This window comes from Blastococcus sp. SYSU DS0510 (genome assembly GCF_054050835.1).
This window is the reverse complement of sequence record NZ_JBJHAC010000011.1, coordinates 126,203-149,504: the sequence shown is the minus strand read 5'-3', so window position 1 is coordinate 149,504 and position 23,302 is coordinate 126,203. Positions and strand designations below refer to the sequence as shown.

Sequence of the window (23,302 nt, the reverse complement as noted above, 5' to 3'; positions counted from 1 at the left end):
CTCACCACCCTGTGGGCAATCACGGCGGGGCTGGGGGGGGCGGGCGGGAGGGCGACCAGCCCCCGGGCCCCCCCCGGGTTGGAGGCGATCGCGGGGGGGGGCGCCGCGCCCCCCACGTCGGTCCCGCCACCGGTGGGGCAGCCGGGCGAGGACCCGCGCGCCCCGCGCTGAGCGCAGCGAGGCCATCGAACGGTGCGCGGCGGCTCGGGGGCCGGAGGCCTCCCGCCGCCGTGCACTTTCGCGCTCAGCACCCGCCGGGAACGGCTCCTGGTCGCGGTGGTCGTCCGGGAGACGACGGTGTCACGGCTGGAAGACCGACCGGACGCAGCCGTCCTCCTTGTCCTTGAACAGCTGGTAACCCCGGGGCGCCTCGGTGAGCGGCATGACGTGGGTGGCCAGGTGCTCGGTGACGAGGTCGCCGGACTCCATGCGGCGCAGGAGCTCCGGGATGTAGCGCTGCGCGTGCACCTGGGCGCCGCGGATCGTCAGCCCCTTGTTCATGGCCGCGCCCAGCGGGAACTTGTCCACCATCGCGGCGAAGACGCCCAGGGTGAAGACCGAGCCGCCCTTGCGGCAGGCCATGATCGCCTCCCGGACGGCGGTCGGCCGGTCGGTCTGCAGCCGCAGCTGCTGCTTGACCTGGTCGTAGATGCCGGGCGCACCGGGTGCGTGCGCCTCCATGCCGACCGCCTCGATGCACACGTCCGGGCCGCGGCCACCGGTGCGCTCGCGCAGCTCGGCCTGGACGTCGGTGGCGGTGTAGTCCACGACCTCCGCGCCCACGTGGCTGCGCACCTGGTCCAGGCGCTCGGGGATCCGGTCGATCACCACCACCTGCTCGGCGCCCAGCAGCATCGCCGCGCGGGCGGCCATCTGCCCCACTCCCCCGGCGCCCCACACCGCGACGACGTCGCCCGGCCCGGTGCCGGCGAGGTCCGCGCCCATCCAGCCGGTCGAGGCGGCGTCGGAGGCGAACAGGGCGCGGGTGTCCGAGATCCCCTCGGGGACGACGAAGGTGCCCACGTCGGCGTAGGGCACCCGCATGTACTCGGCGTGGCTGCCCGCGTAGCCACCCATCGCGTGGGAGTAGCCGAAGCAGCCGCCGGGGCTCTGACCCCACAGCCCCTCGGTGATGCCCGGGTCGGGGTTGCCGTTGTCGCACAGCGAGTGCAGCCCCTGCGTGCAGTACCAGCAGTTGCCGCAGGCGGCGAACGGCGCGACGACGACGCGGTCGCCGACCTTCCGGTCGCGGACCTCCCTGCCGACCTCGACGACCTCCCCGATGAACTCGTGGCCGATCACGTCGCCGGCGCGCATGAAGGGGATGTAGCCGCCGATGAGGTGCAGGTCGGAGCCGCAGGTCACGCTCTGGCGGATCTTCAGGATCACGTCGCGGTCGTTGAGGATGGTGGGCTCGGGGACGTCCTCGACCGCGACCTCGTTGACGCCCGCCCAGGTCGCCGCCTTCACAGCACGCCCTCCTTGCCGGCACGCGCGGTCATGCCCTCCAGCACCGCGCCCTGCGGCGTCGGCTTCCGGTGCCCGTGCGGCTGCGGGTCCACGCGCAGCACCTCACCGACCTCCAGCAGCTGCTTGGCCTCGCGCAGCGCCGACCGCAGCTCACCGACCTCCCGCTCCGAGGGCGTGCCCCGGAAGCGCGCGGCGAGCTCGGTCCCGCGGTCGCCCGGCGCCGGCGCGGTCCGGACCTCGATCCGGTCGCCGAAGCCGTCCAGCGGCGGGGGCAGCGGCCCGACGTCCTCGGGGGAGCGCAGCACGGTGACCGCACGCCAGCGGCGTGCGGCGGTACGCGGGTCGTCGGTCACCGACGCCTGGCCCACGCCGGGGAGGCGGACGTGCTGGAGGGTGCTCAGGAGCGCCCCCCCGGCGCGGCTGACGATGGCGGGTAGCTCCATGCCTGCTCCTCGGTCGACGACGGTCCCCGACCTACCCGCGCAGCCCCCCGGGGCAACCGGCCTACTGTGAGGTGGTTCGCACCGACCCGTCGCCCCCGTGCCTGGAGACCTCGTGCCGTCGTCGTCGCTGATCCTGTCCCGCCGTGACCTGGACTTCCTGCTCAACGAGTGGCTCGACGTCGAGTCCCTGACCAAGCGGTCCCGGTTCACCGAGCACTCCCGGGAGACGTTCGACGCGGTCCTGGACCTGGCCGAGCAGATCGCCACCGACCACTTCGCCCCGCACAACCGCAAGGCCGACGAGAACGAGCCGCGTTTCGTCGACGGCAAGGTCGAGCTGATCCCGGAGGTCGCCGAGGCGCTCCGCGTCTTCGCCGAGGCGGGGCTGATGGCCGGCGAGTTCGACGAGGAGTTCGGGGGCATGCAGCTGCCGCACGTGGTCGGCCAGGCCGTCTTCGCCTGGTTCAAGGCGGCCAACGTGGGCACGTCGGCCTACCCGTTCCTGACGATGGGCAACGCCCGTCTGCTGCTGGCGCACGGCAGCCGCGAGCAGATCGACACCTACGTGGCGCCCGAGATCGAGGGCCGCTGGTTCGGCACCATGGCGCTCTCGGAGCCGCAGGCCGGCTCCTCGCTCGCCGACATCGCCACCAAGGCCGTCCCGCAGGACGACGGGACCTACCGGCTCAGCGGCAACAAGATGTGGATCTCCGGCGGCGACCACGAGCTGACCGAGAACATCGTCCACCTGGTGCTGGCGAAGATCCCGGGTGGCCCGCCCGGGGTGAAGGGCATCTCGCTGTTCATCGTCCCGAAGTTCCTGGTCGAGGAGGACGGCTCCCTGGGCGAGCGCAACGACGTCGTCCTCGCCGGGCTCAACCACAAGATGGGGTACCGGGGGACGACGAACACGCTGCTCAACTTCGGCGAGGGCGTGCACACCCCCGGCGGGCAGCCCGGCGCCGTCGGCTACCTGGTGGGCGAGCCGCACAAGGGCCTGACCTACATGTTCCACATGATGAACGAGGCCCGGATCGGTGTGGGGATGGGCGCCACGGTGCTGGGCTACACCGGCTACCTGCACGCGCTGGAGTACGCGCGCACGCGCACCCAGGGCCGCCCGGCCGGCGCCAAGGACCCCGCCTCCCCGATGGTGCCGATCGTCGAGCACCCCGACGTCCGCCGGATGCTGCTGGCCGCCAAGTCGTACGCCGAGGGCGGCCTCGCCCTGGGGCTCTACTGCGCGAAGCTCGTCGACGAGGAGCAGACGGCGGAGACCCAGGAGGAGCGGGACCGCGCCCACCTGCTGCTGGACATGCTGACGCCGGTCGCGAAGGCGTGGCCCTCGCAGTGGGGCCTGGCCGCCAACGACCTCGCGATCCAGGTGCACGGCGGCTACGGCTACACCCGCGACTACCCGGTGGAGCAGTTCTACCGGGACAACCGGCTCAACCCGATCCACGAGGGCACCCAGGGCATCCAGTCGCTCGACCTGCTCGGCCGCAAGGTGGTCATGCAGGGCGGGGCCGGTCTGGCGCTGCTCGGCGAGACGATCTCCGCGACGACCACCCGCGCCGCCGGGACGCAGTGGGCCGGCTTCGCCGCCGACCTCGACGCCGCCGTCGCCCGGATGGGATCGGTGACGGCGACCCTGTGGGGCACCGGCGACCCCGACCTCGCGCTGGCCAACTCGCACGTCTACCTGGAGGCCGCCGGGCACGTCGTCGTCGCCTGGCTGTGGCTCGAGCAGGCGCTGGCCGCCGAGGCGGGCAGCACGGACTTCCACGAGGGCAAGCGCGCCGCGGCCCGCTACTTCTGGCGCTGGGAGCTGCCCCGCACCCGCGCCTGGTTCGACCTGCTGGAGTCCCTGGACCGCACGGTGCTCGACGCCCGCGACGCCTGGCTCTGAGACCTTCCCCAGGGACGACGACGCCCCGCCGTCCAGGAGGACGGCGGGGCGTTCGGGGTCGTCCCGTCAGGCGCGCACGGCCCCCACGGACTCCGAGCCGGAGCGGCGGGTGTTCGCGGCGCGGCTGGCCGCGCGCTGCTCCTGCTCGTACCGGGCGGTGGACTGGGTGCCCATCGCGATGACCAGGGCCGTCAGGACCAGGAACCCCAGGAGGGTCACGGCCGGCCACAACATCATCAGATCGCTCTCCTCGTCGAACTCGCGGATGCCGCCGCCGGGTCAGGGGCGGTGGCACGTCATCGGGCCTGACTGTCCCCCGACGGACCCTGTCTCAATCGTCGGATCCGAGAGTTCACCTGAGGGGGTGTGAGATGTTGCACACAGGACATCCCGGGTAGGCGCGGATCCGGGGCGTGGTTGCATCAGGACGTGCCCGAACCCACAGCAGCGCCTCGGGCCGGTGCGGGTGCCGGCACCCGGCCGCTGGCGCTGGTCGTGGCCCTCTCCCTCGGCGTCACCACCCTCTCGCTGCTGCAGAGCCTCGTCGTCCCGGCGCTGGGGCGGATCGAGGAGCAGCTCGGCGTCTCGCCGGGCGCAGCCGGCTGGGTCCTCACCGCCAACCTGCTCGCCGCTGCCGTCCTGACCCCGGTCCTGGGCCGGCTGGGCGACCTCCGGGGCGCGCGCCCGGTCATCCTGGGCATCCTGGTCGCGGTCTCGCTGGGCACGCTGCTGATCGTCCTGACGGAGTCCCTGCCCCTGCTCCTGGTGGGCCGCGTCCTGCAGGGGGCGTCCTACGGCCTCTTCCCCCTGTCGATCAGCGTGCTGCGCCGGGAGCTCCCCGAGGCTCGGCTCAGCGTGGCGATGTCGGTGGTCAGCAGCACGCTCGCGGTCGGCGGGGTGGTCGGGCTGGTCGCCACCGGGCTCATCACCGGGGACGACGGCGACTACCGGCACGCCTTCTGGCTGGGCCTGGGCGTCGCCCTGCTCGCCCTGGTGCTCGCCGCCTGGCTGCTCCCCCGCCGCCCGGCCTCCGCCCGCGGCCGGGTCGACTGGTGGGGCGCGCTGGTGCTCGGCCTCGGCCTGGTCCTGCTGCTGCTGCCGCTCTCGCAGGGGCCCGCCTGGGGCTGGGTCTCCCCGGGGACCCTGGGGTGCGCCGCGGGCGCGGTCGCCGTCCTCGCCGGATGGGTCGTGCTGCAGCGGCGGACCGCCGAGCCGCTGGTGCGGCCGGGGATGCTCACCGACCGGCGGACCGTCGTCCCCAACGTCGCCGGCGTCATGAGCGGCATCGCGCTGTTCGCCTCCTTCCTCGCCGTCCTGCAGTACGTGCAGGCCGACCCGGCGGTCGCCGGGTACGGGTTCGACGCGAGCGTCCTGGAGGCCGCGGTGGTCTACCTGCTGCCCGGTGGGGTGGCGGGCATCCTGCTCGCACCGTTCGCCGGCCGGGTCGTCGGCCGGGTGGGCGGCCTGCCGACGCTCACCGCGGGTGCCGTGTTCGGCATCGCGGGCTTCGGGCTCCTGGCCGGCGCGCGCGGCGAGCCGTGGCTGGTCGTCGCCGCCGGCCTGCTGACCCAGGTGTCGGTGACGGTGGCCTACGCGGCCCTGCCGGCGCTCGTGGTCGACGCCGTCCGGGAGGACGAGACGGGCGTGGCCAACGCGGTGAACTCGATCGCCCGCTCGGTCGGCCAGGCGCTGGGCAGCACGCTCGCCGTCACGCTGATCGCGGGCACCCTCGACCCCGCCACCGGCCTGCCACGCGCCCTGGCCTTCACGCTGGTCGCGCTCATCGGGGCGGGCGCCTCGGTCGTCGTCGTGCTGGTGGCCCTGATCGGGGTTCGCGGCGACCGGCGCGGCGGGCCCCACCGGCGCCACGACCCGCTCGCCGACGTGGAGGAGGCCACCGCGGGCGCCGGTGAGTGGTCCCCGGTCTCCGGGGTGCGCTGAGGTCACCGACACAGGTGCCGCACAACCGTTACCGGCGCGTCCGGCATGGAACCCCCCCGTCCGGGGCAACGAGAGGTGCGACCGCCCTCGTCCCTGGAGGACCCCACATGGAACGACCCACCGGCTCGTCCAGCCGTGCGAAGGCTGAGACGCGCTTCGACGACAACCGCGCAGGCGGCGATCCCACTCCGCAGGACGACAACATCAGCGGCACGCGGGCCGACTACGCGCCCACGGGCGCCGACCCCAAGCCCACGACGGGCGGCACGCTCAAGCGGAGCGTCAAGGAGTTCAGCGAGGACAACCTCACCGACTGGGCGGCGGCGCTGACCTACTACGGCGTCCTGGCGCTGTTCCCCGCGCTGACCGCCCTGGCCGCCATCGTCGGCCTCTTCACCGACCCCGAGGAGCTCACCACCGCGCTGACGGCGGTGGTTCCCCAGTCCGCGGCGGAGACCCTCAACCCCGTCATCGAGGACGTCGCCGGGCAGAGTGCACCGCTGGGCTTCGCCCTCGTGCTCGGTCTCGTCGGTGCCCTGTGGACCGCGTCGGGCTACGTGGGCGCCTTCACCCGCGCCGCGAACGTCGTCTACGAGACGCGCGAAGGCCGCAAGGTCTGGAAGCTCAAGCCGCTGCAGATCCTGATCACCCTGGTCGGCATCCTCTTCGCGGCGCTCATCGTGGCGATGCTGGTGCTCAGCGGCCCGGTGGTCGACGCGATCGGGCAGGCCATGGGCCTGGGCGAGACCGTCCTGACCGTGTGGACCTGGGCCAAGTGGCCGGTCATCCTCGTGATCCTCGCGCTGATGATCGCGGTGCTCTACTACTCGACGCCGAACGCCAAGCTGCGCGGCTTCAAGTTCGTGAGCCCCGGTGCGGGCGTCGCCATCCTGGTGGCGGTCGTGGCCTCGGCCGCCTTCGCCTTCTACGTGGCGAACTTCGGCAGCTACAACGCCACCTACGGGGCGCTCGCCGGTGTGGTGATCTTCCTGATCTGGTTCTGGCTGATCAACGTGTCGCTGCTGTTCGGCATCGAGCTCGACGCCGAGGTGGAGCGCACCAAGGAGCTGAAGGAGGGCGTGCCGCGGGCGGAGAAGGAGATCCAGCTCGACGCCCGCGACGAGCCCGACGACAAGCAGACCACCTGAGACAGGCCCGCTCCTGCCCGAGTGCGACACAGCGCCGACGGCCCCCTCCCGCTGCGGGAGGGGGCCGTCGCGTGCCCGGGCCCGGTCGACCTCGCCGTACGTCAGCCGGGCGCGCGGTGGGCGGCGAGGTCCGCTCCAGTGCCGCGAGGTCGAGCGCACCTCCGGGACGGCCGTGAACCGGCGGAGGGGCCGGCACCGTGGGCGCCGGGCCCTCCGCCGGGTCAGCGGCTGGTCGGCGGCTCGTCCCCCCGCCGGCTCAGCGGCACCCGCTCGACCAGCCCGGCCAGCGCGCCCAGGCCCTGGCTCACCGCCCGCCCGGCCGGGGCGAACCGGGCCGGCACCCGGCGCGTCCCGGCGTCGACGGCGTCGCGGGTGCGGTCGATCAGCGACAGCGGCAGGCCGGAGAGCGCGTTCCCCGGAGGCCGACGCGACACGGTCGGGTGCGGCCGCGTGGGCGAGATCCGGGCCATGAGCGCCCAGCGCCGACCCAGCGCCCGCAGCTCGTCGGGGGTCAGCCGCTCCTGGAGCCGGGGCAGCACCACGTCCTCCTCGTCGCGGACGTCCTCTCGCAGCACCTCGACCAGCCGCCGCAGCCGGGCGGGGCGCCCGGGGTCGTCGAGGCCGTCGCGCTCGAGCGCGCTGACCAGCTCGTTCACCTCCTGGTGCTCCTCCTCCACCTGCAGGGTCAGCGCGTCGCCGTCGGGCAGCACCCGCCGGATCACCGGCCACAGCACCGTCTCCTCCGCGAAGGCGTGGCTGAACACCAGCCGGTCGATGCGGGTGAGCACCTCCTCCTGCGCGGCGCCCTTCGCGCCGTCGAGCTCGTGCAGGAGCCGGTCGAGCTCCTCGTGGTCACGGCGCTGGCGGGCGAGCACGCTGCCCGGCCCGCCCAGCTCCTCGATGGTCTGGTCGGCGATGGATCTCGTCACGGGGGTTCCTCCGGTCGGTCGGTCGGGCTTCTGTGCCCGCGGCGCCCGCACCGCACGCCTGGTTGCCACCACCGCCCCCGGGTACGTGCAGGCCACCGATCCCACCCAGGAGGCCGTACCGCGATGAGCGACGCGTCGACGATCACGTCCGACTTCTACGACCTCGAGGCGCTCCTCGACGACGAGGACCGGGCGCTGCTGCACCGGGTGCGCACCTTCATGGACGAGCAGGTCACGCCGATCATCAACGAGTACTGGACCCGGGCGGAGTTCCCCCGCCAGCTCATCCCCGCCATCGCCGAGCTCGGCATCGCCGGCGTCTCGATCCAGGGCTACGGCTGCCGCGGCCGCTCGCCGCTGCTGGACGGGATGATCGCCATGGAGCTGTCCAAGGGCGACCCGTCGATCGCCACGTTCATGGGCGTCCACGGCGGCCTGGCCATGGGCTCGGTCTACCTGTGCGGCTCCGAGGAGCAGAAGGAGCGCTGGTTGCCGGCGATGGCCCGGATGGAGCTGATCGGCGCGTTCGGGCTGACCGAGCCCGACCACGGCTCCGACGTCGCGCGCGGCCTGCAGACGACCTGCCGCCGCGAGGGCGACACCTGGGTGCTCGACGGCGAGAAGAAGTGGATCGGGAACGCCAGCTTCGCCGACCTGGTCATCATCTGGGCGCGCGACGTGGAGACCGAGCGGGTGCTCGGCTTCGTCGTCGAGCAGGGGACGCCGGGCTTCACCGCCGTCGACCTCAAGGACAAGATCGCGCTGCGGGCCGTGCAGAACGCGCACATCACGCTGGAGGGCGTGCGGGTGCCCGAGGAGAACCGGCTGCAGGAGGCGCACAGCTTCCGGGCAACCGCCGACGTGCTGCGCATGACCCGCGCCGGCGTCGCCTGGTCGGCCGTCGGCTGCTCGCGCGGCGCCTACGAGCACGCCCTGCGGTACGCCAAGGAGCGGCAGCAGTTCGGCCAGCCCATCGTGGAGTTCCAGCTGGTGCAGGACCTGCTGGTGCGGATGCTCGGCAACATCACCGCCTCGGCCGCGATGTGCACGCGGCTCTCCCACCTGCAGGGGGCCGGCACGATGACCGACGAGCAGGCCTCGCTGGCCAAGGCGTTCTGCACCATGCGGATGCGCGAGACCGTCGGCTGGGCCCGCGAGCTGATGGGCGGGAACGGCATCCTGCTGGAGAACCACGTCGGCCGGTACGTCGCCGACGCCGAGGCGATCTACTCCTACGAAGGCACCCGCGAGGTGAACACGCTCATCGTGGGGCGCGGTGTGACGGGGAGCAGCGCGATCGTCTGACGACAGCCCCGTGAGCATCGCGGCGAGCGCCAGCGAGCCAGGAGCGGGGCGCGGAGTAGGGCCGGCGGCATCGTCTGACCCCTACTGGGCGGCCCACCAGGCCCGCGCGGCCTCGGCCGGGGTCCGCCCGTCGAACTCCACGGCCCGGTTGAGCTCGACCAGGTCGCCGGTGGTCAGCCGCGCGCTCGTGTCGTCCAGGGCCTCGCGCAGGGGCTCGCCCCACCGATCCAGCGCCTCCGCCCGGACCATCGGGACGACGTTCTCGCGGGGCTGCAACCCGCGGTCGTCGGCCAGCAGGACGACGGGCGCCACCGCCAGCCGCGCATCGGTGGTCTCGAGCATCCCCACCTGCACCTGGCCCGACAGCAGCGCCTCGAGGGTCGCCGCCCGCGACGGCATGCTGGTCACCGTCCCGAACCGCAGCCCGTACACCTCGTCGAGGCCGACCAGGCAGAACGGGCGGTCGGGGCACTCCGGCGGCCCGCCGAAGGCCAGGTCACCGGCGAGCGGGGCCAGGTCCGACAGCCGACTCACCCCGTGCTCGGCGGCGAACCGGGCGGTGACGACGAAGCCGTTCTGGTCCTCCGCCGCGGCGGGGGTCAGCACGTCCACCCCGCGGCCGCCCATCGTGCGGGAGAGCACGGCGTGCATCTGCCCGGGCTCCGCCGGTGGGCGCGGGAACTGCGGGCGGGCGAAGGAGAGCGCCGTCCCGAGGTAGTCGACCACGACGTCGACCAGACCCTGCTGCAGCGCCGGCGAGACCACCTCGCGGGTGCCGATGCCGTGCTGCACCGAGACCGGGAGGCCACGGTTCCGGACCGCCTCGGCGTAGACCTCCACGAGGATCTGGTTCTCCGTGAAGTCGTAGGAGGCGAACCGGATCACCTCCGGGTCCGGCGGCGGCGCCTCCGCGGGGGTGCAGCCGGCCAGCACGGCCAGCGCCAGGAGCACCGCTCCGACGGACCTGCCAGCGCGCACGGCACCCACCTCCCGCGGCTGGCCACCGTAGCGCCGCAGCGGGCGGAAAGGGATGGTCCGTACGCGGGTGGAGGTGCAGCATTCCCCGCATGGCGTCGCTGCCGCAGGCGCTTCCGGAGCCACGGGCGACGGGGCCGGTCGCGCGCCCCGATCCGCCCCCGATCGCACGCGTCCGCCGCCGTCGCCGGCCCTCGGGCGAGCCACCGCCCCTCCCCCGCCAGCTCCGGGCGTCGGGCCGGTGGTGGCTGGCGCTCAGCGCGCTCGTCCTGCTCGCCTGCGTCGCCGTCGTCGCCACCGGCACCATCCGGTACGTCGACGTCGCCGACACCCGGATCCTGCAGGCGATCGCCGGCATCCGTTCCCCCGCCCTGACCACGGTCGCCGACCTCGCCGGCCTGCTGGCCAGCGCGAAGGCGCTGCACGCCCTCTGGCTCGCCGACCTGGTCCTGCTCGCCGCCTTCCGCCGCTGGCGGCACCTGCTCGTCTGGCTGGGCGTCGGCCTGCTCGTGGTCAACGTCGGCGCCGCGATGGCGACCACCCTGCAGCGGCCCCGGCCCTTCGAGGTCGAGGTGCTCGGCGACTGGTCGGGGTTCGCGATGCCGTCCCTCCCCGTGACGGTGCTCGCCGCCCTGCTGGTCAGCACGATCTACTCGCTGGTCCCGCCCGGCCGGAAGCGGGCGATCGGCAAGTGGGTGGTGTGCGCCCTGCTGGTGATCACCGCCGCCTCCCGGCTCTACCTGGCCCAGGACCACCCGACCGGCGTCCTGGCCGGCGTGGTCCTCGGCGTGGCCACCCCGCTGGCCGCGTTCCGGCTGCTCACGCCGAACGCCGTCCACCCGGTGCGCTACACCCGCGCCCGGCCGGCCCACCTCGACGTCTCCGGGGAGCGTGGCGCGGCCATCGTCCGGGCGCTGCAGGACCAGCTGGGGCTGGTGGCCACCGACGTCGCGCCGTTCGGGCTGGCCGGCTCGGGCGGCTCGACGCCGCTGAAGATCACCGTCAAGGCCCACGACCCGCACGGGGACGTCGAGAGCTGCGTGTTCGGCAAGCTCTACGCGGCCACCCACCTCCGCTCCGACCGCTGGTACAAGCTCGGGCGCACGCTGCTGTACGGGCGGCTGGAGGACGAGATGCCCTTCCACAGCGTGCGGCGGCTCGTGCAGTACGAGGACTACGTGCTGCGGGTGCTCTGCGACGGCGGGCTGCCGGTGCCGCAGCCGCACGGCATCGTCGAGATCACGCCCGAGCGGGAGTACCTGCTGGTCACCGAGTTCATCGCCGGCGCGAAGGAGGTCGGCGAGGCCGAGATCGACGACGCGGTCATCGACCAGGGCCTCGCGGCCGTGCGGCGGATGTGGGAGATCGGCGTGGCCCACCGGGACATCAAGCCGGCCAACCTGCTCGTCCGCGACGGCACGCTGTACCTCATCGACTCCGCGTTCGCCGAGGTGCGCCCGAGCCCGTGGCGGCAGGCGGTGGACCTGGCCAACATGATGCTGGTCCTGGCGCTGCGGACCGACGCCGAGCGGGTGTACCGGCGGGCGCGGCTGCACTTCTCCGACGAGGAGATCGCCGAGGCGTTCGCCGCCACCCGCGGGCTGACCATGCCCTCCCAGCTGCGGCGCATGATCCGCCAGCGGGGCCGGGACCTGCAGGCGGAGTTCCTGGCCCTGCTGCCCTTCCGGCTGCCGCCGGTGCGGATCCAGCGCTGGACCTGGCGGCGGGCCGGCCTGACCGTCGTCACCCTCGCCGCGGTCGGGATCGCCGCCTACGTCTCCACCGGCCTGCTCGGGTCCCCGCTGTGACCGCGCGACGGCGCCCGGCCGTGCTCCTGCTCGCCGCGACGGCCCTGCTCTCGGGCTGCGTGCAGCCGCAGGTGCTCAGCGAGGAGACGCTGGCCTGCAAGCGGGGCGACGAGGGGCACCCCGCCAACGGGGTCGTCCTCATGGCCCAGTCGGTGCCGAGCGCCACCTGGCTGCCCTGCCTGGAGGCCATGCCGCTGGGCTGGCGCCTGGCCGGCCTGGTCGCCACGGAGAGCTCCGCGCGCTTCTGGCTGGACTCCGACCGCGACGGGGTGCACGCGCTGGAGGTGGCGCTGACCGCGTCCTGCGACACGACCGGCGCGACGGAGATCCCCAGCGAGCGGGAGGGGATGCGCCGGTGGGAGCAGGTGGGCCAGGTGAGCCCGCACTACGTCGGCACCCGCTTCTACGTCTTCGACGGCGGGTGCGTGAGCGTGCTGTTCCGGCTGTCCGGCGAGAACCGCGCCGAGCCGCTGGGCGTGGCCACCCAGGGGATCGGTGCGGTGACCCGCGACGAGGTGCGGGCCGCCGTCCTCGACCAGACCGACGGTGAGCTGCACCTCGACCCGCCGGGCGGTGGCGGGTGAGCGCCGCCGCGGCCCCGGCGGGCGGCAAGGCCCCCCGCGCGCGGTGGTCCCGCCTCCTCGGGCCGCTGCTGTCGGTGGGCCTCGTCGTCGCCGTCTTCGCCTGGTTCCTGCCGCAGTTCACCAGCCTGTCGCAGGTGTGGGCGGCGATCGCGGACCTGTCGTGGGTGGAGACGGCGGCCCTGCTGCTGGCGGCCGGCTGGAACCTGGCGACCTACCAGTTCGTCGTCGTCGCCACGACCCCCGGCATGAACCTGCGGCAGGCGACGGTGGCGACCGAGGCAGCGACGGCCGTCTCCAACACCGTGCTCGGCGGGGCGGCCCTCGCCGTCGGCCTCACCTACGCGATGAACTCCTCCTGGGGCTTCTCCCGCTCCCGCACCTCCGTGGCGCTGCTGGTGGCCGGGCTGTGGAACAACTTCGCCAAGCTCGGCCTGCCCGTGCTGGCCCTGGCCCTCCTCGCGTTCTCCGCCCCGCCGTCGGCCGCGCGGCTGGTCGCCGGGCTGGTGGCCCTGGGCGCCCTCGCCGCGACGATCGCGCTGCTGGGGGCGGTGCTGCGCAGCCCCGCCGGCGCCGCCCGGGTCGGCCTCCTCGCCGCCCGGGCGGCGACGGCCGCGCGGCGGCCCTTCGGGCGCGGCCCGGTGGTCGGCTGGGACCTGGCGACGACGAAGTTCCGCGACCGGACGGTCCTGCTCCTGCGGGCCCGCTGGCACTGGATCACCCTGGCCACGCTGGTGAGCCACCTGTCGCTGTTCCTGCTGCTGCTGCTCTCGCTCCGGTTCGTCGGGGTGGGCGCCGAGCAGGTCGGCGTGGCCGAGGCCCTCGTCGTCTTCGCCTTCGCCCGGTTGCTCACCGCCGTCCCCTTCACCCCCGGCGGCCTCGGCGTGGTCGAGGTGGCGCTGATCGCCGGCCTCGCGGCGGCCGGGGGGCCGCGCGCGCCGGTGGCCGCGGCGGTGCTGCTGTTCCGGGCGCTGAGCTACGTGCTGCCCATCCCCCTCGGCCTGGGCAGCTACCTGTTCTGGCGGCACAACCGCTCCTGGCGGCGGGAGCCCAACGCCGCGCCGCGGACCGCGCTGGTCCCGGAGGCGGCGTGAGCGCCCGGGCGGGGCGGCGGGGCTGATGCTGGTCGACTCCCGGCGCGGGCTGGCCGTCAGCGGCGCGCTGCTCGGCGGCGGCGTGCTCGTCGGCGTGCTCGTCGTCCTGCCCGCCACCGCCCCGGCCGTCCAGGCGGTGGACGACGCGGTGTGGCGGTGGGTGGGGGCGGCGCAGAGCGAGGCCGTGACCGCGGTGGCGCGGGCCCTCTCCTGGATCGGGAGCGCCGAGGTCAACTGGCCGCTGCGCGTCGCGGCGCTGCTCCTGCTCGCCTGGCGGCGGCACTGGCTGCGCATGGCGGCGTTCGCGCTCGCCGTCCTGACCAGCGAGCTGTTCATCGGGCCGGTCAAGGCCGCCACCGACCGGCCGCGCCCACCGGGCGCCCTGATCGAGACGACGGCCGCGTCGTTCCCCTCCGGGCACGCCATCGCCACCGCGGTGACCGCGCTCGGCCTCGTGCTGGTGTTCGCCCACCCGGGCCCGAGCCGCTGGCGCTGGGAGGTGCACGCGGTCGAGTTCACCGCCGTCATGGCGCTGTCGCGCGTCTACCTGCGGGCGCACTGGCTCTCCGACACCGTGGCCGGCGCCCTCATCGGCGCCGGCCTGGCGCTGGGCTGGCCGGCCCTCCTCATGCTGCTGCGGCACCGGCGGGACTCGACGGCGTCGACAACCTGAGCGCGGGCTGCCGGACACCGGGCCCTGTGGTTGAGTGGGCCGAGTCACAACCGCGTCTCGGGGGACGGCGTCGCCGCCTCCCCGGGCAGCGCGTCACGAGGAGACCCGCGATGGCCCAGCCCGCGACCGAACCGGCCCGCAGCGCCTCCGCACCACCGCGCGGAGGTCCCGAGAGCGCACCTCCCGCCGGCAGCCCCGACGAGGCCGTGGAGGCCGCCACGGGGCTGGACATGGTGCTCGTGGACGCCGCCCGCGGCCCCCTGCGGCGGCTGGTGCCGCCCGCGGGGACGGCCCTCCGCTTCGGCACCTCGCTCGCGCGCCAGCCGGGCACGGTGGCCCGCCGGGCGGGCGAGCTGGCCCAGGAGCTCGGCAAGGTCGCCCTCGGCCGCTCCGACCTCGCGCCCGGGAAGAAGGACAAGCGGTTCGCCGACCCCGCGTGGAGCGGCAACCCGCTGCTCCGGCGGACCATGCAGGCCCACCTCGCGACGGCGCAGGTCGCCTGGGAGCTGATCGAGGACGCCGATCTCGACTGGCAGGACGACGAGCGGATCCGTTTCACCGCCACGAACCTGGTCGACGCCCTCGCCCCGAGCAACGTCCCGGTGCTGAACCCGCTGTCCCTGAAGGCCGCCATCGACACCGGCGGGATCAGCGCCCTCAAGGGCCTGCGCCGCCTGCTCTCGGACCTGACGAGCCCGCCGCGGGTGCCCTCGATGGTGGAACCCGACGCGTTCACCGTCGGCGAGGACCTGGCGGTCACCCCGGGGGCCGTGGTGTTCCGGACCGACGTCTTCGAGCTCATCCAGTACCGGCCCACGACGGAGACCGTGCGGTCGGTGCCGCTCGTCATCGTGCCGCCGACGATCAACAAGTACTACATCACCGACCTCGCGCCGGGCCGCAGCATCGTGGAGCACTACGTGGCCGGCGGCCAGCAGGTGTTCATGATCGTGTGGCGCAACCCCGACGAGCGGCACGCCGACTGGGGCCTGGACACCTACGGCCAGGCGGTCCTGGACGCGATGGACGCCGTCGACCGGATCACCGGCCAGGAGCAGGTCAGCGTCCAGGCCTTCTGCTCGGGCGGGATCATCACCGCGATGGTGCTGGCCCACCTGGCCGCCACCGGGCGGCAGGAGCGCGTCCGCTCGGCCAGCTTCGCGGTGACCGTCCTCGACTGGGAACGGGCCGGCACCATGGCCGCGCTCATGGACCCCGAGGCCGTGGAGTCGGCCATCGAGCGCTCGCGGCGGAAGGGGTACCTCGACGGCTCCCAGCTGGCCGAGGTCTTCGCCTGGCTGCGCCCCAACGACCTGATCTGGAACTACTGGGTCAACAACTACCTGCAGGGCAAGCCCCCGCCGAACTTCGACATCCTCTTCTGGAACGCCGACACCACCCGGATGAGCGCGGCCCTGCACCGCGACTTCATCGAGGTCGCGCTGGGCAACGCGCTGACCGAGCCCGGCCGGGCCGCCATGCTCGGCTCGCCGGTGGACCTGTCGGAGGTCACCGTCGACTCCTACGTCACCGCGGGCATCGCCGACCACCTCTGCCCGTGGCAGGCCTGCTACCGCACCACCCAGCTCCTCGGGGGCGAGAGCCGGTTCGTCCTCTCGACCAGCGGGCACATCGCCTCGCTGGTCAACCCCCCGGGCAACCCGAAGTCGACCTTCCAGGTTGCGCCCAGCACGCCTCCGGACCCCGAGGAGTGGCTGCGCCGGGCGGAGACGGTGCCGGGCTCCTGGTGGCCGGACTACGTGGCCTGGCTCGGCGAGCGGTCGGGCGAGGAGATCCCCGCACCGCAGCAGCTCGGCGGCAACGGCCTCGAACCGCTGGCCGACGCGCCCGGCACCTATGTCTTCGACAAGTAGCAACCGGGAGGTCGTCCGGAGCCTGACCATCGGCGGCCGGACGTTGCGCACCTCCGTGCGGCCGGGCACCGACGAGACCGTGCCGCCGCTGCTGCTCATGAACGGCATCGGCGCCAGCCTGGAGGTGCTGCAGCCCTTCGTCGACGCGCTGGAGCCGCGGCGCACCGTCATCCGCTTCGACGTACCCGGCGTCGGGGGCTCGCCCCCGCCCGTCGTCCCCTACCTGCTCTCCACGCTGAGCCCGGTGATCGCCGGGCTGCTGGACCGGCTGGGCCACCACCGGCCGGTCGACGTCCTGGGCCTGTCCTGGGGCGGCGGGCTGGCCCAGCACTTCGCGGTGCAACACCGGCGCCGCTGCCGGAAGCTGGTGCTGGCCGCGACGGCCACCGGATCGCTCATGGTGCCGGCCAGGCCCCGCGTGCTGGCCCACATGCTCACGCCGCGGCGGCACCGCGACTCCGATTACGCCCGCAGCATCGCCGGCCAGATCTACGGCGGGTCGGTGCGCACCGAGCCCGAGCGCGCCGCGGCGGCGCTGCACGCCCACACCCGCGTCGGCCCGCGGCGCGGCTACTACTACCAGCTCGCCTCGAGCACCGGCTGGAGCAGCCTGCCGTTCCTGCGGCTCATCCGGCAGCCGACGCTGGTCGTCGCCGGCGACGACGACCCGATCATCCCGGTGGTGAACGCCCGGGTGATGGCCCGGCTGATCCCCCGGGCGCAGCTGCACGTGTACCGCGGCGGGCACATCGCGCTGGTCACCGAGGCCGACGAACTCGCGCCCGTCGTGGAGGAGTTCCTCGACCGCTGACCGGCCGGCTCAGCCCCGGGCGGCGACGTGCTGCTCGAAGCGGTCCATCACGTCGTCGATCAGCTGGGCGTGGGTGAAGTTCATGACGTCGTAGCCGACCGCGCCGTCGCGGCCGCCCGGCTCCACCTGGACGTCGAGCCGCGAGCCCCCCAGGTCCGACGCCGGGCGGGCGCCGCCTCCGCCGCGATAGGGGGCGCGGCCCGGCCTGATGCGGTAGCGGAACGGCACCCCGTCGTGGCCCTGGGCGGTAAGCTCGACGCACGGCACCCCGGAGTCATCGACCACCCAGCGGGTGTCCGACGCCAGGTCCCGCGCCCGCAGCTCGGCCGACGCCTCCGCGAGGGCCGGCCGGACCGTCTCGTGCAGGTACTGGTCGACCCGCTCCCGCCCCGTGGGGCCCGGCGCCCGGCGGCGGCGCAGCCGCGCCCGGCGCCGTGCGGACGGCCGGCCCGAGGGGGCGATGCGGTGCCGGTACACGGCGCGGTCGGCCTCGCTGCGCAGCGCGCGGTACAGCCCGATCATCACCAGCACCATGACGAAGCCGAACGGCAGGCCCATGATGATCGTCGCGTTCTGCAGCGCGGGAACGCCGCCGACCAGGAGCATCGCGGCGGTGAGGACGCCGGTGGCGACCGCCCACACGATGCGCACGGCCGGGGCTGCGTCGTCCTGCGGCCGGCGCAGCCGTGACGAGAGGTTGGCCATGACGAGGGCGCCGGAGTCGGCCGACGTCACGTAGAAGAGCAGCCCGATGAAGGTCGCGATCGCCGCGATGAACGGGAACGCGGGGTAGTCGGCGAGCAGCGTGTAGAAGCCCCGCTCGGGGAGGTTCATCGCGGTCTCCCCGAACGCCGCGTCGCCCTGCCGGATCCGATCGATCGCGCTGTTCCCGAAGATCGACACCCACATGAGGATGTAGCTGAACGGGAGCAGCAGGGTGCCGGCGACGAACTGGCGGATCGTCCGCCCGCGGGAGATGCGGGCGAGGAAGAGCCCGACGAAGGACGCCCAGGCGATCCACCAGGCCCAGAAGAACAACGTCCAGGCGCTCAGCCACTCGTCCGGCCGGTCGTACGCGAAGGTCTCCGTCGTCAGGCCGGGAAAGCTGCTCACGAAGTCCCCGACGTTCTGGACCAGCCCGTTGAGCAGGAACGCGGTGTTGCCGGTGACCAGCACGAAGCCGGCCAGGCCCAGGGCGAGGACGACGTTGAGCTGGGACAGCCGCTTGATGCCCCGGTCGACGCCGCTGACCGCCGAGACGGTCGCCATGCCGACGGCCAGCGCGATGAGCCCGAGCTGGGCGGCGCGGCCCTCGGGGATCCCGAACAGCACCGACAGCCCGTAGTTCAGCTGGACCACGCCGATGCCCAGCGAGGTCGCGACGCCGAAGATCGTGCCGAGGACCGCGGCGATGTCGACGGCGTCGCCCAGCGCCCCGTGCACCCGCTTGCCGAAGATCGGGTAGAGCACCGAGCGGATCGCCAGCGGCATGTTCATGCGGTAGGCGAAGTAGGCCAGGGCCATGCCCATCAGGGCGTACATGCCCCAGCCGTTGATGCCGTAGTGGAACAACGTCCACACGGTCGCCTCGCCGGCGGCCTCGGGGGTCCCGCCCTCCCCCACCGGCGGGGCCAGGTACTGGCTGACCGGCTCGGCGACGGCGAAGAACATCAGGTCGGTGCCGATGCCCGCGGCGAAGAGCATCGAGGCCCACGCGAAGGTGCTGAACCGCGGGGTCGAGTGCTCGGGCCCCAGCTTCACCTTCCCGTACCGGGAGAAGGCGATGGCCAGGACGAAGACGAGCACCGCCGTCGCGAAGGCGATGTAGAACCAGCCGAACCACTCCGACGTCCAGCCGACGAGGGCGCCGATGGTGTCCGCGGCCGAGGTCGGGCTCGCGGTCGCCCACAGCGCGATGGCCAGGACCCCGGCGATCGAGCCGTAGAAGACCCGGCGCTTGACCCCGTTCTCCGCCTCGGCGGGCCGGACGTCGAGGTCGCTCACGCCCGCTCCCCCCGCCCGGTGGACGCGGAAAGCGCTGCCGACTCCGTTGTGCCGCTCACCGGGCGCATCGTGGCACACCCCGCGCCGCGGGGCAGCCGCACGACGGACGGCGGGACCCTCAGGCGCGGTCGGCGACCGCCCCGCGCCGGTGCAGCAACGCGCCGGCCTCGGCCGCGGGCAGCGGCCGGGAGAGCAGGTAGCCCTGCGCCCGGTCGCAGTCCTCGGCCCGGAGCCGGGCCAGCTGCCCCTGCTCCTCGACGCCCTCGGCGACGACGGTCAGCCCGAACGTGTGCGCGGCGCGGATCATCAGCGCCACCAGCTCCAGGTGGGCGGGCTCGGCCGACGCCACGAAGCTGCGGTCGATCTTCAGCGTGTCGACGGGCATGCTGCGCAGCTGCCCGATCGAGGTGTACCCGGTGCCGAAGTCGTCGATGGCGATGCCGACGCCCAGGTCCCGCAGCTCGGTCAGGTGGTCGTAGGCGGCCGGGTCGTCCACCAGCACGGTCTCGGTCACCTCGAGCACCAGCAGGTGCGCGGGGAGACCCGCGGCGGCGAGCGCCTCCGCGACGTCGGCGACGACCCGCCGGTCGGCGAGGTGCCGGCCGGAGATGTTCACCGCCACGGTGGGCTCGGGCCACCCCGGGGGCACCGGGATCCCGGCCCGCCACTCGGTCAGCTGGCGGGTGGCCTCCCCGAGCACGAAGCGGTCGATGTCCCGGATCAGGGACGAGCGCTCGGCCACCGGGACGAACTCGTCCGGAGGCACCGGGCCGACGCCCGGCCGGTCCCAGCGCACGAGCGCCTCGTAGCCGGTGAGCCGGTCGGAGGCCACGTCGACGACCGGCTGGTAGACCAGGTGCATCTCCCCGGCGGCCAGGCCGTGGCACATCGCGGCCTCGAGCGCGGCCTGCTCGGAGAGCTGGTGCCGGAGCGTCTCGTCGAAGATCTCCGCCCGGCCCCGCCCGTGGGCCTTGGCCCGGTTCGCGGCGGTGTCCGCCTCGGCGAACAGCACGTCGGCGTCGGTTCCGCCGTCGCGGCTGACCGCGACGCCGACGCTGGCGCCGACGCCGACCGTCGCCGTACCCACGACGATCGGTTCGCTGACCGACGCGATGAGGCGCTCGGCGAGGTCGATGAGGTCGTGCTCGGCGTGCACCGGCTCGACCAGGACGACGAACTCGTCGCCGCCGAGGCGGCACACGACGTCCCCCGGCCGCACGGCCGCGCCCAGGCGGGTGGCCACCTCGTGCAGCACCTGGTCACCGGCGGCGTGGCCGTGCGCGTCGTTGACCGCCTTGAAGCCGTCGAGGTCCACGTAGAGCAGCCCGGTCATCTCGCCGGACCGCCGGCCGCGGTGCAGCGCGGAGGTGACGAGGGTGAGCGCCTGGGCGCGGTTGGGCAACCCGGTGAGCGGGTCGTGGGTGGCCTGGTGCGCGAGGGCGAACTGCAGCTCCTCGCGCTGGCGCACCGAGGTGACGATGGCCTTGACCGACGCGTGCACGACCGCGCCGAGGGGGCCGGGCAGGGGCTCGTCGAGGAGCGCCTCGTCGACGTCGCCGCGGGCCACGGCCTGCGCCTGGTCCTGGATCCGGCGGAGCCCCGCGACCGCCGAGCCGAGCGCGGCCGAGACCGTCCGGACCTCGCGCGGTCCGTCCACCTCCACCTCGACCAGCGACCCCTCGCTGATCTCGGTCGCCTGGCCGGCCAGCAGCCGGAGCGCCCGGGTGACGCTGCGGCCCAGCAGGAACGCCCCCAGCAGGGAGGCGCCGAGCAGGCCGGCCCCCATGAGGAGCACGGCGTGGAACCGGTCGTTGGCGCGCTCGCGGTCCGCGGCGACGAGCTGCCGGGCCTCGTCGACCGCCGTCCCGACCAGCTCGGCCATCATGGCGCTGCGCTCCTGGCTCTGGAAGAGCGCGGTGACCAGGTCGGGGAGCTGCAGGTTCCTGACCTCGCCGGCGAGGCCGCGGGCGAGCAGCCCGTCCACGTCCGCGACGACGTCCGAGGTGCGCACCTGCTGCCAGGCGTCGCGCAGGGGTTGCCCCGACAGGGTCTCCATCGTGCGCTGGGCGTCCCGGTAGTCCATCCACGAGGTCTCCCACGCGGTGCGGGAGCCGATCAGCCGGTCCTCGCCGTCGACCAGCAGGGAACCGAGGAACAGCGGCATCTGCCGGCCGGCGGTCTCCGCCAGGTGTGCGACGGTCTGGACGTCACGGACGGCCAGCAGCGTGGCGCGGGGCACGCCCTCGGAGGTCGCCGTGGCTGCGGCGGCGGCCTGCGCGGTCATCAGGTCGTTCGAGACGGCGAGGAACCGCAGGTGCAGCTCCTCGAGGTCCAGGCGCCCGGCGTCCTGCCCCCGGCGCAGCCTGCCCAGGTGTTCCGTGGCGTGCGCCGCGGCCTCGGCGCCGACCGGGCCGTCGGCGAGGCGGGCCAGGGCGCGGTCGGTGATGCCGCGCGCCCGGGCCGCCTCGTCGAGGGCGACCTGCCGCTGGGCGGCCGGGAAGAAGGTGGGCAGCCCGAAGGCCGCCGCGGCCGCCGGGTCGTCGATGACCGCCAGCGACAGGGCGGGGATCATCTCCTGCTCCACCCCGCTGCGGGCGGCGTCCAGCAGGGCCAGCGCGCGCACGGCCACCTCGGCGCGCTCGGCGCTCTCCGCCTCGGCCGCGCGGGCCTGGGCCGCCGCCCCGGTGAGGACGACGACGCCGATCAGCGGCAGCAGCACGAGGGCGGTCAGGTACCGCCACAGCGGCACGCCGCGCCGCCGTCGGCGGTCCACGTCCGGGGATGTGCGCACGCCGCTCCCATCGGGCTGTGGTGCAGGTCGCTTGAAGGGGCCCCACCCGTCCAGGTGAGGCGAGTGCGGACCGGGGAATGGCAGGCACGTCGCAGGTCGCACCCGGGACGAGGTCAGCCCTCCGGGGAGCTCCGCGACCGACCTGCCCGCCCGTCCCGTCCCGTCCGACCCACCGTGCGCCCGCCGTCCGCGGGGCCCCTGCTGCCGGCACCGAAGCCGCCGGTCAGCGGTCCGGTTCCGTCACCAGGTGGCAGCCGGGTGAGCCGAACTCCGCGACCCCGAAGCCCATCTGCCGCAGCACGGAGGCGACGGCGACGCTCATCGTCCGCTGCACGGCGGCCTCCAGCGCGGCTCCGTGGGCCTGGTGCACGTTCATCCGGTCGTGCTGCCGCCAGGTGACGAGGACGCCCGCCCCCTCCGGGTGCGGGGTCAGGCAGACGCCGCCCGCGGCGTGGGCGGCCGGCTCCCGGGCCTCGCAGTCGTGCAGCGGGAGGCCCGCCTCCAGCAACGCCGCGGTGACGTCGACGGCGAGCGTGGCGAGCACGTCCTCGTCGTCGACCATGAAGGGGTCCCAGTCCTCGGAGAGCCGGTCGAGCTGGTCCCCGAGGTCGGCCAGCCACTCCCGCTCCTCCGGCGGCTGCCGGCGCACCACGCCGCCGTCCGGCCGCCGGCCGCCGTGCACGACGCGCGTGGTGTCGGTCAGGTTCGCGGAGAGGCGCGCCCACCCGGCGTCGATCGAGTCGACGAACGGGCCGGCCACCGCGGCGCCGTCGTGCTCGGCGACGAGCCACCAGCCGGTCGTGGAGGGGCCCTCGGGCAGGTCCCGCCCCGCCGGGTGGGTGGCCAGGCCGACGGCCGACCGCTCCGCCGCGGGCCGCTCGGCCGCACCGCTCGCGGCGGCGGTGACCTCGGACGCGCGGGCCGCGGCCGGGGCCGCCGGCCGGGACGCGTGCACCGACGCCCGCCGCTGCGCCTGCACCCCGTTGCGCTCGAACTCGTAGCGAGCGGTGGAGCTCGCCCCCAGCACCACGACGATCGCGATCAGCGCGCCGCACCCGATCAGCGGCGCGGCGACCGCGAGCAGCTCACCAGGCACGCCAGGCCCCCTGCGGCCCCTCGCCCCAGGCCGAGGCGCGGTGGGTCCAGTCCTGCACGCGGGCGGTCCACCCGGGATGGGGCGGGCGGGGTGCCGGCGGCGCGGGGGCGGGCTCTTCCACCATCAGCTCGCGCAGCAGGCCCAGGCCCTCGTCGGCGCCCTCCAGGAGATCGGGGACGGGCTTGCGGACCGGTGAAGCGGTGGCGTGCACAGGGGCTCCTCGCAGGCGGTTCACCGCGGCTGGGAAGCACCGCGGACGTCCCGAAGGCTAGGGAGGAGGAGCCCCTCCGACGGCCCCCGCGACCGGCCCCGGACCGGGCCCGTGTCCCATTCGTTGCACGGTGCCCGCGAGGGGCCCGGTGACCGTTCCCCCGGCGCACCGACCTGTCGACAAACCGCCGCTCCACGAGCGTGGCGGAGGGTCGGGAGCAGCTCGGTCATCCCGCGGCC

19 protein-coding genes are annotated in these 23,302 nt (G+C 74.4%); 10 read left to right on the top strand and 9 right to left on the bottom strand.

Features of this window, described 5'->3' with window-relative positions:
* Positions 1–300: 300 nt before the first annotated feature.
* Positions 301–1,470 carry a zinc-dependent alcohol dehydrogenase gene (locus ACI79P_RS11245; RefSeq protein ID WP_456581131.1) on the bottom strand — a complete coding sequence of 390 codons (1,170 nt, stop codon included), beginning with the start codon at positions 1,468–1,470 and terminating at the stop codon, positions 301–303.
* Complete coding sequence (locus tag ACI79P_RS11240) at positions 1,467–1,913, bottom strand: hypothetical protein (RefSeq protein ID WP_456581130.1); 447 nt, start codon at positions 1,911–1,913, stop codon at positions 1,467–1,469. Before ACI79P_RS11240 ends, ACI79P_RS11245 begins: the two co-directional genes overlap by 4 nt.
* 97 nt (positions 1,914–2,010) lie before the next feature.
* Between ACI79P_RS11240 and ACI79P_RS11235 the strand changes: the two genes are divergently transcribed.
* On the top strand, positions 2,011–3,822 hold the full coding sequence (locus tag ACI79P_RS11235) for an acyl-CoA dehydrogenase (RefSeq protein WP_456581129.1): 1,812 nt from the start codon (positions 2,011–2,013) through the stop codon (positions 3,820–3,822).
* 66 nt (positions 3,823–3,888) lie between these two features.
* Here ACI79P_RS11235 and ACI79P_RS11230 read toward each other — a convergent pair whose 3' ends face one another.
* A complete protein-coding gene (locus tag ACI79P_RS11230; RefSeq protein ID WP_456581128.1) occupies positions 3,889–4,059 on the bottom strand; it encodes a hypothetical protein in 171 nt (56 codons plus the stop codon).
* 192 nt (positions 4,060–4,251) lie between these two features.
* Between ACI79P_RS11230 and ACI79P_RS11225 the strand changes: the two genes are divergently transcribed.
* Complete coding sequence (locus ACI79P_RS11225; protein WP_456581127.1) at positions 4,252–5,763, top strand: MFS transporter; 1,512 nt, start codon at positions 4,252–4,254, stop codon at positions 5,761–5,763.
* A 107-nt stretch (positions 5,764–5,870) separates the two neighbouring features.
* Positions 5,871–6,911 carry a YihY/virulence factor BrkB family protein gene (locus ACI79P_RS11220; protein ID WP_456581126.1) on the top strand — a complete coding sequence of 347 codons (1,041 nt, stop codon included), beginning with the start codon at positions 5,871–5,873 and terminating at the stop codon, positions 6,909–6,911.
* A gap of 221 nt (positions 6,912–7,132) precedes the next feature.
* Here ACI79P_RS11220 and ACI79P_RS11215 read toward each other — a convergent pair whose 3' ends face one another.
* On the bottom strand, positions 7,133–7,840 hold the full coding sequence (locus ACI79P_RS11215) for a hemerythrin domain-containing protein (protein WP_456581125.1): 708 nt from the start codon (positions 7,838–7,840) through the stop codon (positions 7,133–7,135).
* Positions 7,841–7,963: 123 nt separating this feature from the next.
* Between ACI79P_RS11215 and ACI79P_RS11210 the strand changes: the two genes are divergently transcribed.
* A complete protein-coding gene (locus ACI79P_RS11210; protein ID WP_456581124.1) occupies positions 7,964–9,145 on the top strand; it encodes an acyl-CoA dehydrogenase family protein in 1,182 nt (393 codons plus the stop codon).
* An 81-nt stretch (positions 9,146–9,226) separates the two neighbouring features.
* On the opposite strand, the gene ACI79P_RS11205 is transcribed toward ACI79P_RS11210, so the two are convergent.
* On the bottom strand, positions 9,227–10,123 hold the full coding sequence (locus ACI79P_RS11205) for an ABC transporter substrate-binding protein (RefSeq protein ID WP_456581123.1): 897 nt from the start codon (positions 10,121–10,123) through the stop codon (positions 9,227–9,229).
* Positions 10,124–10,212: 89 nt separating this feature from the next.
* Here ACI79P_RS11205 and ACI79P_RS11200 point away from each other — a divergent pair, with 89 nt between their 5' ends.
* From ACI79P_RS11200 to phaZ, 6 genes are all read left to right on the top strand, one after another.
* Positions 10,213–11,928 carry a phosphatase PAP2 family protein gene (locus tag ACI79P_RS11200; protein WP_456581122.1) on the top strand — a complete coding sequence of 572 codons (1,716 nt, stop codon included), beginning with the start codon at positions 10,213–10,215 and terminating at the stop codon, positions 11,926–11,928.
* Entirely contained in the window at positions 11,925–12,512 is a 588-nt protein-coding gene (locus ACI79P_RS11195; RefSeq protein WP_456581121.1) for a hypothetical protein, read from the top strand. The genes ACI79P_RS11200 and ACI79P_RS11195 overlap by 4 nt, the downstream gene beginning before the upstream one ends.
* A complete protein-coding gene (locus ACI79P_RS11190; RefSeq protein ID WP_456581120.1) occupies positions 12,509–13,603 on the top strand; it encodes a flippase-like domain-containing protein in 1,095 nt (364 codons plus the stop codon). Before ACI79P_RS11195 ends, ACI79P_RS11190 begins: the two co-directional genes overlap by 4 nt.
* A gap of 25 nt (positions 13,604–13,628) precedes the next feature.
* Positions 13,629–14,276 carry a phosphatase PAP2 family protein gene (locus ACI79P_RS11185; protein WP_456581119.1) on the top strand — a complete coding sequence of 216 codons (648 nt, stop codon included), beginning with the start codon at positions 13,629–13,631 and terminating at the stop codon, positions 14,274–14,276.
* A 110-nt stretch (positions 14,277–14,386) separates the two neighbouring features.
* A complete protein-coding gene (locus tag ACI79P_RS11180; RefSeq protein WP_456581118.1) occupies positions 14,387–16,150 on the top strand; it encodes a PHA/PHB synthase family protein in 1,764 nt (587 codons plus the stop codon).
* Positions 16,134–16,961, top strand: a complete 828-nt coding sequence (gene phaZ / locus ACI79P_RS11175) for a poly(3-hydroxyalkanoate) depolymerase (RefSeq protein ID WP_456581117.1) — start codon at positions 16,134–16,136, stop codon at positions 16,959–16,961. The genes ACI79P_RS11180 and phaZ overlap by 17 nt, the downstream gene beginning before the upstream one ends.
* Before the next feature lie 9 nt (positions 16,962–16,970).
* Here the strand turns inward: phaZ and betT are convergent, their stop codons facing one another.
* The 4 genes from betT to ACI79P_RS11155 form a co-directional block, all read right to left on the bottom strand.
* The gene (gene betT, locus ACI79P_RS11170; protein ID WP_456581116.1) at positions 16,971–18,965 is read right to left on the bottom strand and encodes a choline BCCT transporter BetT; all 1,995 of its coding nucleotides are present in this window, start codon (positions 18,963–18,965) and stop codon (positions 16,971–16,973) included.
* A gap of 118 nt (positions 18,966–19,083) precedes the next feature.
* Positions 19,084–21,756 (bottom strand): putative bifunctional diguanylate cyclase/phosphodiesterase, encoded by a 2,673-nt coding sequence (locus ACI79P_RS11165; RefSeq protein WP_456581115.1) that lies wholly within the window; start codon positions 21,754–21,756, stop codon positions 19,084–19,086.
* Positions 21,757–21,979: 223 nt separating this feature from the next.
* The gene (locus ACI79P_RS11160) at positions 21,980–22,852 is read right to left on the bottom strand and encodes a hypothetical protein (protein ID WP_456581114.1); all 873 of its coding nucleotides are present in this window, start codon (positions 22,850–22,852) and stop codon (positions 21,980–21,982) included.
* Entirely contained in the window at positions 22,842–23,063 is a 222-nt protein-coding gene (locus tag ACI79P_RS11155) for a hypothetical protein (RefSeq protein ID WP_456581113.1), read from the bottom strand. The genes ACI79P_RS11160 and ACI79P_RS11155 overlap by 11 nt, the downstream gene beginning before the upstream one ends.
* Positions 23,064–23,302: the final 239 nt, after the last annotated feature.